The organism is Gordonia sp. UCD-TK1 (assembly GCF_001691435.1).
Lineage (GTDB): Bacteria > Actinomycetota > Actinomycetes > Mycobacteriales > Mycobacteriaceae > Gordonia > Gordonia hongkongensis.
In genome coordinates this window covers 39,106-54,328 of sequence record NZ_LZMP01000012.1, presented here as the reverse complement: position 1 = coordinate 54,328, position 15,223 = coordinate 39,106, and the positions used below count along the sequence as shown (strand labels likewise).

Sequence of the window (15,223 nt, the reverse complement as noted above, 5' to 3'; positions counted from 1 at the left end):
ACATCAGCGTGTTTTCCTGTCGTTAACTTTCGCCGTTCTATCGTTGGCGAATCCGAGATTCACGCTGGTGCGTGGCCTCTTCGTGACACGCTCGAGTCCTCCTGTTGCTCGACTTGAGACCGCTCCGATAACGTTCGGCTCGACAACACGCCGGTCCTCAGAGTCGGGGACCGGGGGAGTCCTGCGATCTGTCGCGAGTGACGACGCAGCAGTGACCAGGAATTCGATGGATTCTTAACGACGGCTAAGACATGCGTAAGAGCGGGCTTAGTGGTAACTGTGTGGAAGCCATCGAACGTCGAGGGTCATGACTTGCGGGTGTGAGTGCATTCCGCGGGGTAACAGCCGAATCCTGTGAGAGGGAACGAATGAGCAAGTTCAGCAAGCTTGGGCTGCGCCGCGCCGCGGGCGCGGCCGCGATCGCCTCGGCCGCGGTCGTGGGCCTGGCCGGCATGGGCGTCGGTGAAGCGGCCGGAGCGCCGCTGCCGAACGGGTACAAGAACGCCACCGGCATCGACGGCGAGTCCATCCAGACGTGGCGGACCGGTGAGAACTCGTACCCGATCCCGACCGTGGCGAACAACCCCGCGTCGCGTGGCTTCGTGATCTCGGGTACCTACACCGCCAAGGCATCCGCCGGCGTCGGTGGCAACCTGGCCGTGAAGTACATCGTCGGCTGCCAGGTCGACGTCAGCGGCATCACGCTGGACCTGAGCGGAGCCATCAGCCTCTCCGCGACGACGCTGTCGGGTGAGCTCGGCCTGCCGCTCGCGCCGGGTCAGGTTGCCGTCGTCGACATCACCGACAAGGACTTCTCCGACTCGGGTGTCGCCGCCATCCAGCTGTCGCAGCTGTCGTTCAACCTCAACAAGTGCGGTGGCTACGCCTCGGCCCGCTCGGCTGTGAAGACCATCGGCGCCAAGGGCTACAGCACCGACGACGGTTCGCTGAGCGGCGAGGGCACTCTGATCCAGTCCACCCTGTACGGCAAGCCCTTCACCATCGGTTGATCCGGGCGCAGATAACAAGCTTTACCTGACTTATCTGCCCTGAGCAGATCGATATTCCACGAAGGGGAATCATGAAGAAGAACATCACGCGTCGCGTGGTTGCGGCGGCCGGTCTCGCCGGTGCCGTCGCGATGGGCCTCACCAGCCTCGGTGCCGGTGGCGCCACCGCCGGCCCGCTGCCGGGTGGCACCATCACCAAGACCCTGGTCGACGGCACCCCCGTCACCGTCCAGCTGTTCGACGAGTACGTCAACGTGCAGCGTCCGATCAGCAACGTGCCCACCACCCGTGAGGTGTGGATGTCGGGCAAGGTCCGCGTGACCGTCGGCGGCAAGGCCGAGGGTGGCTCGATCAAGGTCGGTTACGACGTCGGCTGCCAGGTCAACTTCGGCGGTCCCGACGTCAGCGTTCCCGGTGTCACCGGTGGTGTCGACTACAGCGATCCGTCGAACATCACCGCCGGCGGTGGCCTCGATGGCGACTCGGTCGGCGCCGGTGTCTCCCTCGGCCCGGGCGAGGTCAACCGTGTGTGGCTCATCAACGAGACCTCCGGCTCGGACACCTCCTACAAGGACTACGAGCTGAACGCCTACTCCTTCAAGGGACAGAAGGGTGGCGTGGCCTACAGCCAGCAGCAGTTCAAGGTCGAGAGCTGCGCCGGTTACGCCGCTGCTCGCGCCTTCGTCCAGGTGACGGTCAGCACCGACGCCGTCAAGGGTGTCGTGGTGCTCAACGGAAAGCACTTCAGCCTCGGCTGATCGACTTCCATCACGCCGCGGGGCGGGAATCCGAACGGATTCCCGCCCCGCGGTCGTTGGTGTGGGGTCGGTTCGGTGTCGCTGTGAGTCTGCTGTATTCGGCTGCCTGACAGTGAAACTCATCAGTTCTCGGTCGTAGTCTCGGTGCCGGCGGATCTCGTCCCGCCGGTGAGGAGCCATCGACATGTCCACCGCCACCGAACTGCGACCGGTTGACGATCCGAGCACGGGCGACGGGGGGCCACGCGTCCCGACGTCAGAGTCCCGTCCGGCGACTCTCACCTTGTCGGCGACCGTCCGCCGTTTCGCGCCCCTGGTCGTCGGACTGCGATGGCGTCTCGCGGTCGCTGTCATCTGCCACCTCATGCAGGTCGGCACCACGGTCGTCACCGTCGCGCTCTTCGCGCACATCGTCGACGACGTGCTGGTGACCGGCGATCTGAGCGCGCTGTCCACCCCGATGATGATCTGGGTGGGTGTCTCCCTTGTCGGCGCCGTGTCGTCGTATGCGGGCGGGATCCTGACCGCGGGCGTGACCGAGACGGTGCTGCTGCGTCTCCGGGGTCAGCTGTACGCGCACATCCAGCGACTCGCACCGCACACACGGGACCGGTTCGGTGACGGAGACCTGGTGTCGCGCACCACCGCCGACGTCGAGGCGGTCGACAGTCTCGTGTCGTCGGGTGTGGTCTCCGGCGTCGTCGCCACCGTGAGCCTCCTCGTCTACGGTGCCGCCGCCTTCGCGACCAACTGGCAATTGGCCCTCGTCGCCGCCCTTCTCGCTCCGCTGCTCTGGGTGACGGCCCGCCGATTCGGCGCCGTGGTCAAACGTGCGTCGCGTCGCGAGCGGCAGGCTGCCGGCCGGATCAGTTCACTGGTCGCCGAGGGGATCGGCAACATGGTGGCGTTGCAAGCCGACAACCAGACCTCGCACCACCGAGCCCGGGTCCTGGAGCAGAACCGCCGATGGCGGGAGGCCCGGATGTCGGAGTCCCGCGCCGGGGCGGCGTTCGCCGAGGCGGTCACCGTCGTCGAAGTGCTCTGCATGATCGTCGTCATCGCGTTCGGGGCGTGGCTCATCGCCGGCGGTGATGCGCAACTGGGCACGCTCATCGCCCTGACCGGATATCTCGGGTACCTCTATCCGCAGATCCAGACACTCGGCGGTCTGCTCGTCGAGGTCACGTCCGCGACCGCGAGCGCCGAACGGGTGGCCGAGGTCCTCGACGCGCCGGCGGGCGTCGCCGAACCGATTGCGCCCGAATCGATTGCGCCCGAATCGATTGCGTCCGAACCAGCGGCCATTGACCCGATTCCGGCCCGTCGTCCGGTCGCGCCCGCATCGGTGAGTCTGTCGTTGACCGGGGTGTCCTTCGCGTACCCGGACAACGGGTCCCGAGTCCTCGAGGACGCCCACCTGGAGATCCGTGCGGGCGAGACAGTCGCGGTCACGGGACCCAGTGGTGCCGGCAAGAGCACCCTGACCCGTCTGCTGCTTCGTCTGTACGACCCCGACGCGGGGTCGATCCGACTGAACGGCACCGACATTCGCCATCTCGACGTGAGCGATCTGAGAGAGCATCTGTCGGTGCTGCATCAGCGGCCGGCGTTGATGCGCGGCACGATCGCGGACAACATCCGTTTCGGCTGCACCACGGCGACCAGAGCGGACATCGCAGCTGCCGCGCGGGCCGCAGGGGCCGCCGAATTCATCTCGCGGTTGAACGGCGGCCTCGACGCCGAGGTCGTCGAACGTGGGGAGAACCTGTCCGGTGGTCAGCAGCAGCGAATTGCGCTGGCGCGCACGATCCTTCGAAACCGCCCGGTACTCGTCCTCGACGAACCGACCACAGGTCTCGACGACGAGACCGTCAGCGGGATCCTCGAACCACTCGCCGGGGTCGCGTCACTTCGGACCACGATCCTCGTCACCCATGATCCGCGTGTGCTCGACCTCGCCGACCGGACAGTCGAGTTGCGCGACGGACGGTTCGCCGAGGCGGTTCCGGTGGCGCCGCGGTCAGGCGAGGGCGCGCTCGTAGAACGACCACGAACGGTGCAGCTGGTCCTGCCAGTACAGCCATGAATGGGTTCCCGCCGGCGGGAGGTCCACCGTCGCCGGGATGTTCAACTGCCCGAGACGATTCAGAAGCTGGACGGTGCAGCCCAGGGTGGCGCCCTCGATGACTCCGCCCACGACGATCTGGTCGGCCAGGGTGTCCAGGTCCTTCACGTAGCGAGGATTGTCGTACTGCCCGGGCAGACCGCCGGCGTTCGAGATGTAGAGCTTCTGGCCACGCAGCTTGGCGGCGTTGACCACGGGATCGTGGGCGCGCCAGCCGGAGCCGCCGTACGGACCCCACATGTTGGTGGCGTCGCCGTCCCCGCGGATCTCCACGACGAGTCGGATGTACTCCTGACCGAACGGGTCGGACGTCGTCGGACATCCGCTGTAGGAGCCGACGGCCTGGTAGAGATCGGGATGCTCGATGGCGAGATTCAGCACCGACGTCGCCGACGAGGAGATCCCGCCGATGGCGTTGCGCCCTGAGGTGTTGTAGGTGGCATCGACGACCGCGGGGAGTTCCTTGCCCAGGAAAGTCGACCACTTGTGCACGCCGAGAACCGGATCGGGCTTCTGCCAGTCGGTGTAGTAGCTGTACTGGCCGGCATTCGGGATGACCACGTACAGGTTCTTGTTGCGCGTGAACTCGACGATGTCGGTCTTCTCCAGCCAGTTGGCGCGATCCTCGCCGCCGCCGGCACCGTTGAGGAGGTAGAGCACCCCGCGCGGCTTGGACTCGTCGGCCGGCTTGATCACGGTCAGCGGTACATCACGGTTCATGGCGTCGGAATGCACGACGATGTCGGTCACGCGCCCGGGCGATCCGGCGTCGACGAGTCGTGGTGCGGCGCTCGCCCCGCCGGTCATCGGAGCGGCGAGCGAGACACTGAGGGCGACCGCCGCTGCCATCCCGAGTCTGCGCAAACCTCTGTACACGTTTCCTCCTGATCGGGAGACGGCGGGCCGGTGGTCCGACTCGCGCTGGCTCCTGCCTTCTGTCACGGGTCCGACCTCGCGTCCGGACCGCTGGGACTGCTGCCGCTCACACTCTCGTCGTCGCCGGCCGTGGCGTCCGCCGGCGGCAGTCCGCACCGTCGGGCGTAGATCCCGCCCGCGGCGAGCAACTCCTGGTGGGTCCCTGCCTCGGCAATCACCCTATCGTCGAGGACGACGATCTCGTCGGCCAACGCCGCGGTCGCCATGCGGTGGGTGATGAGCAGGGTGGTGGTCCCCGCACGCAGACGGTGCAGGGCACGTTGAACGAGCAACTCGGTGCGGGGGTCGGCGGCGCTGGTCGCCTCGTCGAGAATGAGGATCTTGGGCGACGCGGCAATCGCGCGCGCGACGGTGACCAGCTGTTTCTCGCCGGCGCTGAGATTCTCGGATTCCTGGCCGATCACGGTGTCGATGCCTTCGGGTAGTGCGGCGACGATCTGCGCGACGTGGCTGTCCGTGAGAGCCGCATCGACCGCACGGCCGTCCTCGATGCCGAAGGCGATGTTCTCGCGGACTGTCCCGGTGAACAGCCACGGTTCCTGGGTGACGACGGCCATGTCCGCCCGTGCCCGGTGCGGTCCGAGTTCGACGAGATCGACGCCGTCGATGGTGATCGAGCCCCGGCTGGGTGCGTAGAACGCCTGCAGGAGATTGGTCAGCGTGGTCTTGCCCGACCCGGTGGTCCCCACCACGGCGGTGGTCGTGCCGGGTGCCATCCGGAAGCTCACCGAGTCGAGAACGGGGTTGTCCTCCTCGTAGGCGAAGCCCACGTCGTCGAAGACGATCTCGGGTGGGAGCTGGTGCCGGCCGGACGAGACCGGCACCGGCTGGCCGGTGTCGGCGCCGGCGTCCTCGGGAGCTTCGAGCACCTCGCGGACCTTGCTCGCCGACACGGTGCCGGACTGCACCTTGGTGACGAACCCGGCGAGTTCGCGAACCGCGCTCGTCAGCTGCTGGGCGAACACCACCACCACCTGAGCCGCCCCGAGACTGAGGTGCCCGTCGACCACCATGATCCCGCCGAGGACCGCCAGGATCAGGAACACCAGGGCGTTGACCGCGGTGAGGACCGAGGGCAGGGAACCGCCGATCCACTGGGCAGAGCGGACCGAGGAGAAGAGTTTGTCGTTGAGGTCGTCGAAGCGGCGCGCGGCGGTCGGTTCGGCGTTGTACGCCTGCAACATCCGGCGCGCGCTGAGTTCCTCTTCGATGTGCCCCGTGAGGGCGGCCGTGGTCGTCCAGCGGGACTCGAGGTGCGGTCGTGCCCGGCGGGCGAGCAGGACCGCGGCCAGCGCCGACACGGGTGCTGCGACCAGGGCGACACAAGCCAGCACCGGGGAGATGACGAACAGCACGGCGGTGACGACGACAAGCGTCAAGGCATTCGTCGGAACGGTCACCAGCACCGGTGCGATCACCGTCGCGGCGTTGTCGGTGTGGGCGGTCAGCTTGCTCACCAACACGCCGCGTGTGGTGTTCTCGAAGTAGCGCAACGGAAGACGGTGGATCTTGTCCTCAATGCGTGCGCGCAACCCGGCCACCGACCGCTGCACGGCGACGGTCAGCAACCGGCCCTGGGCGAGGCTGCAGACCGCGGCCGCCACGAACACCCCGACCTGGATCGCCAGCAGCGTCCAGAGCAGTCCCCAGTTCATCGTCACGTCGCCGACCGTGCCGTCGACGATCACGTTGGTGACCGCACCGAACAGGATCGGCGCGACGACGCCGCCGACCGCGGCGAGGATCGCGAAGAGGGAGATGGCCGCCCCACGTCCTCTGCTCAGGTCGAGTTGCCGGACGATCCAACGCAGCGATCCATCGCGCCGTCGAGCCGTCGGTCGGTCTGCCGACGCCTGCTTCCCCCTCGGCCCGACCGCCGGCGCCTGCGATCTCTGGTCAAGCATTGGTCACCGCCTGCGCGTAGGCGATCTCCCGATAGATGTCGCTGCGGGACCGCAACTCCGAATCTGTTCCGAGGCCGACGATCCGCCCCGCGTCGAGCACCGCGATGACGTCCGCGTGCTGGACCGACGACACACGCTGCGCGGCGATCAGGACCGTCGCATCCGGATCGGTCCGGCGCAACCGTCCGATGATCTGGGCCTCGGTGTCGACGTCGAGAGCGCTGAACGGGTCGTCGAGGACGTACAGCGCGGGCCGGCGGAGCACGGCACGCGCGAGTGCGAGCCGCTGGCGCTGGCCTCCGGAGAAGTTGCGACCCTCCTGCGCCACCGTGGCGTCGAGAGCGCCGGGGCGAGCCGAGACGAAGTCGGCCGCGGCGGCGACCTCCAGGGCGTCCCACAGCTCGTCGTCGGTGGCGGTCGGTCGGGCGATCCGGAGGTTGTCGGCGACCGTCCCGGTGATGAGCTCCGCACCCTGACCCACGGAGGCGCTGCGTGCGCGAACCCATGCGGGCGCCAGGGCGGTCACGTCGGCGGCATCCCATCGGAGCACGCCCGACGTGGGGTCGGCGAACCGCAGGGGTAGGGACAGCAGCGTCGACTTGCCGCTGCCGGTTCCGCCGAGGACGCCGGTCACCGTGCCGGGTGCGCAGAACAGGGAGACCTGGTCGACGGTGGGGGACTCGGCGCCCGGATAGGCGACCGACACCGCGTCGAAGACGATCGCGGGCGGTGAGGGCGCCCGGCCGTCACCGGGGTCGCCGGGGTCGAGCGGCTCGGTGTCGAGTACCTCGGTGATTCGTCCGGCGCTGGTCACCGCACGCGGGATGACCCCGGCGATCATGGTCAGCAGCGACACCGCCAGCAGGATCTGGGCGAGATAGCCGACCGTCGCGGTGATCTGGCCGATCTGCATCTCCCCGCGGTCGACAAAGATCGCACCCAGCGCGGTCACCGCGACCACGGCGAGGTTCGAGACCACGGTGACCAACGGCAGCATCAGGACCTGCAGTCGGCCGAGGCGCAGGGCCACGTGGGTGAGTTCGTCGTTCTCCACCGCGAACCGGGCGCGCTCCCGGTCCTCTCGCCGAAAGGTGCGGATGATCGCGATGCCACGCAGCTGCTCGCGCAGCACCCGGTTCACGACGTCGAGGCGACGCTGCAACTGCGCAGCCCACGGCACCAGACGCCGGACGAGGACGGCGACGACGACGACCAGCACCGCCCCGGCGACCACCAGCACGGGCGCCATCCGCCAGCCCTGCGCCAGCGACAACACCAGCGCGCCGAACAGCATCAACGGCGCGGTCACCACGACGGTCAGGCTGATGAAGAGGAATCCCTGGATCTGGCCCACATCTCCGGTGGAGCGCGTCAGCAGGCTCGAGAGGCCGATGGAGTGGACCTGCGGATCGCTGAAGGCGCTGATCCGACCGTGCACACGCGTGCGGAGGTCGCGAGCCGCGGTCGCCGAGATATGGGAGGCCAGGAATGTGGCACCGATCGACACCACCAGGTTGACCACGGCCACCACGACCATGAGTACCCCGACGCGCTTGATGGTCGCCACGTCACCGCGCAGGATTCCGTCGTCGATGATCGCGGCGTTGAGAGCGGGCTGGGCGAGCGTGGTGAACACCGACGCGAGCTGGAAGACGACGAAACCGGCGCAGGCCCAACGGGTTGTCCGGAGCGCGTCGAACAGGAGCGCGAGCAACGCGCGTACCTCATCCTTGCTCATCGAGCGGGTGACGGGCATCTGGTGAGGCTACTCCGGGTCGTCGTGACGCTGGCGCGGTGGTTTGCTCGGTGACGGAAGCCGCTCACGCCGGTTCCAGCGCAGTCTATGCAATTGATCCATGTGGCAAGCTCTTACCAGGAATGCTGATCAACAATGTGTCTCAAACGATTGTTAAATGGAGTGTTCAGCGATCAATTCGAGGAGCTCCAGAGACGAAGAAAGCCGCTCCGCAGTTGACCACGGAGCGGCTCAGTATTCGGGTCGTTCAGGCGGGTGCGTCTTCAGAACCCGATTCGATCGAGCCGGTGACGAGTTCGACGATAGCGTCGGAAATTGCGCCCTGAATCACTTCTGCCATGAGATCTCCTTCGTCGGTGGTGGTGCATACGTGCTCGCACGCACTTCGATTGGCGAGCACGTCGCAGACAGTACGTTATTCGATTACAGGAGGGCTAGCATTTCGTGCGGGGTCGATAAATAGGGTTGACCGCAAGAGTTCGGCGTTCGGTCATCTCTCGGTCATCGTCGTGATGGTGAGGGGACAATTACTAGAAGAGTTCTCGCAACCCCGTATGGTTCAGCTTTCCGAATGCCAAGACCGGGGTTGTTGCTGACCGGTGGCGCGTACAGGCAATCGATGTGCTGATATGAACCGATGACGCATCGCGTACAAGTGGGCGGCACGACGACCCGACATTTGGTCGAATCGGATCAAGATGCCGCCCTCGATCTGCTCGAACACGGCCTGCGCGAGGTCCCGGTGTACCGATGGCTGATCGGGCGGGACTCGCCAGTCGAGGCGTACCGCTGGTACGGAGAAATCTTGTTCGTCGAGTACCTGCGAGGCCTACACGGAGTCTTCGACGAGTGGGGTGACCTCATTGCGCTGATCGCGGTCTCGGCCCCCGGTGACGAGGCCGGGCGGATCGACGAGGACATGAAGGCGCGCACCAAGCATCAGGTGCATGTCATAGACGGCTTCATCCACCGCTTCACCGAGTTGCAGCGGAAATCGGAGGAAGCGCAGGTCGCGGAGAATCCGATCCGGGTGATCTTCGCGCTCGTCCATCCGGATCATCGGCGAGGCGGGACCCTCGCCGGGCTGGTCGACCCGGTCATCGAGCGCGGCCGTCGCGAAGGCCTGCCGGTCACGTGCAGCACGAGTGACGAACGACTGTCGGCCCTCTACGCGCGCCGGTGGGACGCGCAGGTCCGGGCTCAGTTCACCCTGACCGACGGGCCGACCGTCTGGGTCCAGCGCGTCGATCCGCCGGCGTGAACTGGCACTGTCCCTGAGGTGCCCTCCCCATGCTCCCTGAGGTGTGAGCGAAGCGCCCTCCCCATGCTCCCTGAGGTGTGAGCGAAGCGTCCTCCCCATGCTCCCTGAGGTGTGAGCGAAGCGAGCCACGAAGGGCTGACGAGGTAAGTCGCCAAACCCTTCGTGGCTCGTCGCTTGCGCTCCTCGCACCTCAGGGAGCAGAGGGGGCGTAGCATGCGCTCCTCGCACCTCAGGGAGCAGGAATTGTGCAGACTTTTGGATTGGGAGCGGGGTTACTCAGCTACCGAAGAACCACGGGAACGTCCTGGGGCGGGCCTGCGCACGCGGTTGGGTGCGCTGCTGCGGACGCGCCGGACGCCGGTTCTGGGTCTGCGACTGACGGTTCGGTGCGGGCTTGTTCGGCATTCGTTCATCCTGTTCTCGTTCGGTCGCACCGGTCTTTCAGGTCCGGTGCGGTCGCACGTTCCGGCGACGAATCCCAAAGTAGGGGGCCGACCTTCGGGTTCGGATGGCTCCCGCTGTCAGCTTCCTGGGAGACGGGGCCCGCGTGTCAGCGCGAGTGACGCCCCGGCGCGTCCGGGCCCTCACCCGGGAAGTCGCCCGGGTATTGCTCACCGGGATAACCGCTTCCGGGGCCAGGAGGCGGGTAGTTGCCCGGGCCGGGGTAGTTCCCGGGCGGCGGGTAGCTACCGGGTGCCGGCTGCGGCGTCGGATACGGCTGACCCGACGGGCTTCCCGGCGGCGGGCCCTGCGGAGGACGATTCTGCGGGACGGACTGGGACGGAACGTTCTGCGGCGGAATCGATTGCGGGGGAGTGGGGTGCGACGGCGGGCCCTGCGGTGCCGGCGGAGTCGAGATACGTTGCGTCGTACCGGCTCCGGCGGGTGCTTCGTACGGGGCGAAGGAGCCCGACGGCGGACCGTAGGAGTCGCCGGCCGAACCGGACGGATCGGAGAGATGCGCCGGCAGATCACTCTCGGCCTCTGCCTTGGCCTTCGAGGTGCCGTCGGGGTCCAGCAGGTCGCGGATCTCGGACAGCAGGGCGATCTCGGTGACCTCCGCCTTCTTGCCGAAACCGCCCAGCTCGGCCAGCTTGTTGTACGGCAGGATGATGATGAAGTACACCACCGCGGCGATGATCAGGAAGTTGATCACCGCGGTGATGACACTGCCGAGGTCGACGAATGTCGATGGGTTGTCGGTGATCTGGAAGCCGAGTCCCTGCGCCGCGTCGGAGCCGACGGGAATCGAATTGATGATCGGCTGGACGATGCCGTCGGTGAACGCGGTGACGATCGCGGTGAAAGCGGCACCGATGATGACCGCTGTCGCCAACTCGACGACATTGCCCTTGAGTATGAAATCCCTGAATCCCTTGAGCACGGTGTACGGCCTCTTTTCGGTGATGTTCCTGCTCTTGTCCGGTGATTCTGCGCATGATCGGAGCAAATCCGACATGCGCTGTGCGAGCTCGTACCACCCTATCCACGATCGTGAACGAACCGATCCATTTGAGTTGATTGACCCGGCTGTGTCGTCATGCGGTGACCCGGCCGTTCGTCAGTGCAGGACCACCGCGAGCGCCGTATCGAGCCCCGCCGCCGCGACCCGATGGGCGGATGCGGCGTCCATCGCGAGCAGCACCGGGGCGGCCGCGGTCCCGCCGGGAGCGATACCACCCGACTGTGATTCGGCGGCGTGGAGTGCGACGACGGCGCGGCGGGCCAGCACTTCCGCCTCTTCGGTCAATACGTCGACAACGTCGCCGGGTCGCAGCAGCGCGGTCACGGCATCGTCCGACAGTCGTATCGGTACGAGCCGGGCATCGTCGTCCCCGGTCAGGTCGGCGGGTAGACGTGACGACAGCAGGCGAGCATCGGTGAGGATTTCTCCTCCGCGGACACGCCCGGTCACGGTTCGCCCGAGTGCGGGTGCCGCCTCGGTGAGGACACCGTCGGGAACCGTGGCTTCCGCGACGCTCCGCGGCGCCAGATCGTCTATCTCGACCACCTGTCCCGGCAGCAGGTCATGCGCGGCAACCATGACCTCGACGTCGCCGTCGGCGCGTGTTCCGGCAACCCCCACCACCACGGCCGCGACGACCAGTCCTGTCGCGGCGACACGTCGGATCAGGACGCTGCGCGTCCACCCCGGTCGCAGCGCCGAACTCACCCGGTCACGAATTCGAGGCCCGAGTGAGGCTTTCGACGGAAGCTTCGACGGGGGAGACATGTGACGAAGGCTAGGTCCGTCTGCCCGGGTGATCGGCCCGTGGAACTCGTCTGTGGACAACATCAATCGGGCCGTCGACCGGTGTGGACAGCGGTCCGGCCGTGGGCCCGGAATGGCCCGCGGCATTGCGGTGGGGGAGAATCGATGTTCTGTGCTGGGAAGTCTGGTCGGCCGCTCGTCGCGCGGGCCGCGTCCGGCGCACCGCGTGCGATCGAGCAGAGGAGAGCCTATGGCCGACGAGCAACCGACAGCAGACAGCGCACGCAAGGCCGATCGCATCCGGCGCTGGGCGGCGCTAGACACGACCAGTGGGGCGCTGCTTCTGGTGGCCGCCGCTGTTGCAGTGTTCTGGGCGAACTCGCCGTGGCGGGAGGCCTACGATTCTCTGCTCCATGTCGAGGTGGGGCCTGAGGCGCTGCACCTACATCTGTCGCTGGCGCACTGGGCGTCCGACGGGCTGTTGGCGATCTTCTTCTTCGTCGTCGGAGTCGAACTGAAACACGAGTTCGTGGCCGGAAGCCTCCGGGATCTCAAACTCGCCGGTGTTCCCATTGCGGCCGCGGTGGGTGGCATGGTCACGCCCGCGCTCTGTTACGTCGTCGTGGTGGCGATCGGCGACCCGGACGGGCTGCACGGCTGGGCGATCCCCACCGCCACCGACATCGCCTTCGCTCTCGCAGTTCTCGCGATCTTCGGCCGCGGTCTCCCGCTCGCCCTGCGGACGTTCCTGCTGACGCTCGCAGTGGTCGACGACCTGCTCGGGATCATCGTCATCGCGACGTTCTACACCGAGAAGATCGACTTCGTCATGCTGGTGGCCGCCCTTGCCGCGGTGGCGCTCTTCGCCGTGCTGGTGCGGCAGGCGTGGCGGTGGTGGCCGGTCCTCATCCCGGTCGCCGTCGTCGCGTGGGGTCTGATGCACGCGTCCGGGGTGCACGCGACCGTTGCGGGCGTACTCCTCGGGTTCGTGGTGCCGGCCGTTGCGATCCGTGGTGAGGAGGAGCCGCGCACCGAGCGACTCGACGACGCGGTCCGCCCGTACTCCTCGGCGCTCGCCCTGCCGGTGTTCGCCTTCGCGGCCGCGGGCGTCACCGTCGTGGGTGGTGATGGTTCGATCGTCCAACCGGTGTCGATCGGAATCGTCGTCGGTCTCGTCGTCGGCAAGGTCGTGGGTGTGATGGGTTCGACGTGGCTGATGACCCGGTTCACGCCGTTGCGCCTACCAGACGCGATCGGCATCCGCGATCTGCTGCCCGTCGGATTACTCACCGGAGTCGGTTTCACCGTCGCGTTGCTGATCGCCGAGTTGAGCTTCGAGGGCGGCTCCGACGACCACGCCGCCGCGGCCAAGGCGGCCATCCTCGTCGGATCTGTCGTCTCGGCAGTGCTCGCCGCGTTCCTGCTGCGGTGGGACGCTCGACAGGCCCGCGATCCGGACATGAACCGCGACAACATCCCCGACATCGACAAGGACGTCATCGGGGGGTAGACACGCCCCGCCGCCGCCCGCGGTTCCCGGTGACGGGAACCGCGGGCGGTCGGCTCACTTCTTGGACAGGGTGACTTCTTCGGGGCGGTCGTCGGCCCGGCCGTAGGACTCCCAGAACGTCGCCCCGACGATTCCGAGAGCGATCGGGTCGAAGATCGGATCCTTGCCTTCCTTCTTCTGCTTCTCGTAGTCGCGCAGCGCTTTGAACGCGGGTTGCTGCAGGATGATGATGCCGACGATGTTCAGCCACGCCATCAGCCCGACTCCGATGTCGCCGAGGGTCCACGCCTCGCTGGCGGTCGAGACGCATCCGATGGCCACCGATACGAGGATCAGTGCCTGCAGGAGCATCGTGAGGTTCGAGCCCAGCGTGCTGCGCAGCGGACCGATGTAGATGGTCGCCGCCTTCCCCATCAGGAACCGCAGGTTGGTCTCGGCCATGTAGTAGTAGGCGATGATCGTGGTCAGGCAGAAGAACATCAGAGACACCGCGACGAAGGTCGAACCGGCGCCGCTCCACATGCTGTCGAAGCCGATCTGGACGAAGGTGGGTCCGACGTCGGTGGCCGTCGGCAGCAGTCCGCCGTCGGCGATCACCGCGCCGTCGGCACTCTCGCCCTCGAACACCCGGTACGCACCGGTCGAGATGATGAGGAAGCCGGTGGCCGAGCACACGAAGAGGGTGTCGATGTAGACGGCGAACGCCTGCACGAAGCCCTGCTTCGCCGGATGCGAGACCTCGGCGGCCGCGGCTGCGTGCGGTCCGGTGCCCTGGCCGGCTTCATTGGAGTAGATGCCGCGCTTGACGCCCCACATGACCGCAGCGCCGACCACCGAACCGAAGACGGAGTCGATCCCGAAGGCGCTGGCGAAGATCATCCGGAGGACTTCGGGAATCTCGGACGCGTTGAGGAACACCACCACCAGCGCGAAGAGGATGTAGAGGACCGCCATGAACGGCACGACAACGGTGGCGAAGGTAGCGATGCGCTTGACCCCGCCGATGATGACGAAGGCGAGCACGATGACGACGCCGATCGCGACGGCCCAGTCCGCGATACCCCACGCCTGGTTCATCGCCAGGGCCATGGAGTTGGACTGCACGCTCGGGAGCAGCAGCCCGCAGGCGAGGACGGTCACGGCGGCGAAGATGAGCCCGTAGACCTTGAAGAACGGGGCCGCCTTGGTGTGGGCCAGCGCCTTGCTGAAGTAGTAGGCCGGGCCGCCGCGGTACTCGTTGGTCAGCGGATCGCGGGTCTTGTAGATCTGGCCCAGCGTGCACTCGACGAACGACGTCGACGCCCCGAGGAAGGCCATCGCCCACATCCAGAACAGGGCGCCGGGACCGCCGAAGGCGATCGCTGTGGCCACACCGGCGATGTTGCCGGTGCCGACCCGGCCGGCCAGCGTGATCATCAGCGCCTGGAACGACGACACGCCGTCGGGGGAACTCTCGCCGTGCCGCATGACCCGGATCATCTCCGGTACGTGCCGGATCTGGAGGAATCTCGAACGGATGGAGAAGTAGACCCCGACACCGAGGCACAGGTACACCAGCGGATTGCTCCAGATGATGCTGTTGAGGTCGTTCAGGAAGTCGGTCATGGGACTCCAGCGTCGTGCGGGCGGCCGCTCAGGGCGTCGCTATCGGTCGGCATGCGGTGAACCGTTGGCTTCGGCTAGGGGAACACTTTGCACGACGGCACGCGGCGGTGCGCGACAAGGTGCGAAATCCGCCGGTCGGAACTCGC

Annotated in this window: 11 protein-coding genes; 5 read left to right on the top strand and 6 right to left on the bottom strand. The window is 66.9% G+C overall.

Annotated features, from left to right (window positions below; all coding sequences use genetic code 11):
- The first annotated feature begins 368 nt into the window (after positions 1–368).
- The 3 genes from A9310_RS08585 to A9310_RS08575 all read left to right on the top strand — a co-directional run bounded on the left by A9310_RS08585 (position 369) and on the right by A9310_RS08575 (position 3,854).
- Complete coding sequence (locus A9310_RS08585) at positions 369–1,010, top strand: MspA family porin (RefSeq protein WP_065630212.1); 642 nt, start codon at positions 369–371, stop codon at positions 1,008–1,010.
- Positions 1,011–1,081: 71 nt separating this feature from the next.
- Positions 1,082–1,768: an MspA family porin gene (locus A9310_RS08580; protein WP_065630211.1), complete on the top strand. Its 687-nt coding sequence runs from the start codon at positions 1,082–1,084 to the stop codon at positions 1,766–1,768.
- A gap of 184 nt (positions 1,769–1,952) precedes the next feature.
- Positions 1,953–3,854 (top strand): ABC transporter ATP-binding protein, encoded by a 1,902-nt coding sequence (locus tag A9310_RS08575; RefSeq protein WP_065630210.1) that lies wholly within the window; start codon positions 1,953–1,955, stop codon positions 3,852–3,854.
- On the opposite strand, the gene A9310_RS08570 is transcribed toward A9310_RS08575, so the two are convergent.
- The 3 genes from A9310_RS08570 to A9310_RS26125 all read right to left on the bottom strand — a co-directional run bounded on the left by A9310_RS08570 (position 3,789) and on the right by A9310_RS26125 (position 8,489).
- A complete protein-coding gene (locus tag A9310_RS08570) occupies positions 3,789–4,742 on the bottom strand; it encodes an alpha/beta hydrolase family protein (RefSeq protein ID WP_254661203.1) in 954 nt (317 codons plus the stop codon). The genes A9310_RS08575 and A9310_RS08570 overlap by 66 nt on opposite strands.
- Before the next feature lie 89 nt (positions 4,743–4,831).
- Positions 4,832–6,733, bottom strand: a complete 1,902-nt coding sequence (locus A9310_RS08565) for an ABC transporter ATP-binding protein (RefSeq protein WP_065630208.1) — start codon at positions 6,731–6,733, stop codon at positions 4,832–4,834.
- Positions 6,726–8,489: an ABC transporter ATP-binding protein gene (locus A9310_RS26125; protein ID WP_217492962.1), complete on the bottom strand. Its 1,764-nt coding sequence runs from the start codon at positions 8,487–8,489 to the stop codon at positions 6,726–6,728. Before A9310_RS26125 ends, A9310_RS08565 begins: the two co-directional genes overlap by 8 nt.
- Positions 8,490–9,126: 637 nt before the next feature.
- Between A9310_RS26125 and A9310_RS08550 the strand changes: the two genes are divergently transcribed.
- Positions 9,127–9,750, top strand: a complete 624-nt coding sequence (locus A9310_RS08550; RefSeq protein ID WP_065630205.1) for a hypothetical protein — start codon at positions 9,127–9,129, stop codon at positions 9,748–9,750.
- A gap of 550 nt (positions 9,751–10,300) precedes the next feature.
- Here A9310_RS08550 and mscL read toward each other — a convergent pair.
- Positions 10,301–11,134 (bottom strand): large conductance mechanosensitive channel protein MscL, encoded by an 834-nt coding sequence (gene mscL / locus A9310_RS08545; protein ID WP_065630204.1) that lies wholly within the window; start codon positions 11,132–11,134, stop codon positions 10,301–10,303.
- A 177-nt stretch (positions 11,135–11,311) separates the two neighbouring features.
- Entirely contained in the window at positions 11,312–11,983 is a 672-nt protein-coding gene (locus A9310_RS08540) for an SAF domain-containing protein (protein ID WP_065630203.1), read from the bottom strand.
- Positions 11,984–12,212: 229 nt separating this feature from the next.
- On the opposite strand from A9310_RS08540, the gene nhaA reads away from it, so the two are divergent.
- Positions 12,213–13,472, top strand: coding sequence for a Na+/H+ antiporter NhaA (gene nhaA, locus A9310_RS08535; RefSeq protein WP_083207308.1), 1,260 nt, complete (start codon positions 12,213–12,215; stop codon positions 13,470–13,472).
- Between the two features lie 54 nt (positions 13,473–13,526).
- On the opposite strand, the gene A9310_RS08530 is transcribed toward nhaA, so the two are convergent.
- Complete coding sequence (locus tag A9310_RS08530) at positions 13,527–15,077, bottom strand: sodium:alanine symporter family protein (RefSeq protein ID WP_065630202.1); 1,551 nt, start codon at positions 15,075–15,077, stop codon at positions 13,527–13,529.
- Positions 15,078–15,223: the final 146 nt, after the last annotated feature.

Bases quoted from the DNA above. Each gene is read 5' to 3' on its own strand.
- A9310_RS08585 (WP_065630212.1), top strand. From the start codon at position 369: ATGAGCAAGTTCAGCAAGCTTGGGCTGCGCCGCGCCGCGGGCGCGGCC.
- A9310_RS08565 (WP_065630208.1), bottom strand. From the start codon at position 6,733: ATGCTTGACCAGAGATCGCAGGCGCCGGCGGTCGGGCCGAGGGGGAAG.
- A9310_RS08570 (WP_254661203.1), bottom strand. From the start codon at position 4,742: ATGGCAGCGGCGGTCGCCCTCAGTGTCTCGCTCGCCGCTCCGATGACC.
- A9310_RS08550 (WP_065630205.1), top strand. From the start codon at position 9,127: ATGACGCATCGCGTACAAGTGGGCGGCACGACGACCCGACATTTGGTC.
- A9310_RS08580 (WP_065630211.1), top strand. From the start codon at position 1,082: ATGAAGAAGAACATCACGCGTCGCGTGGTTGCGGCGGCCGGTCTCGCC.
- A9310_RS08540 (WP_065630203.1), bottom strand. From the start codon at position 11,983: ATGTCTCCCCCGTCGAAGCTTCCGTCGAAAGCCTCACTCGGGCCTCGA.
- A9310_RS08575 (WP_065630210.1), top strand. From the start codon at position 1,953: ATGTCCACCGCCACCGAACTGCGACCGGTTGACGATCCGAGCACGGGC.
- nhaA (WP_083207308.1), top strand. From the start codon at position 12,213: ATGGCCGACGAGCAACCGACAGCAGACAGCGCACGCAAGGCCGATCGC.
- A9310_RS26125 (WP_217492962.1), bottom strand. From the start codon at position 8,489: ATGCCCGTCACCCGCTCGATGAGCAAGGATGAGGTACGCGCGTTGCTC.
- A9310_RS08530 (WP_065630202.1), bottom strand. From the start codon at position 15,077: ATGACCGACTTCCTGAACGACCTCAACAGCATCATCTGGAGCAATCCG.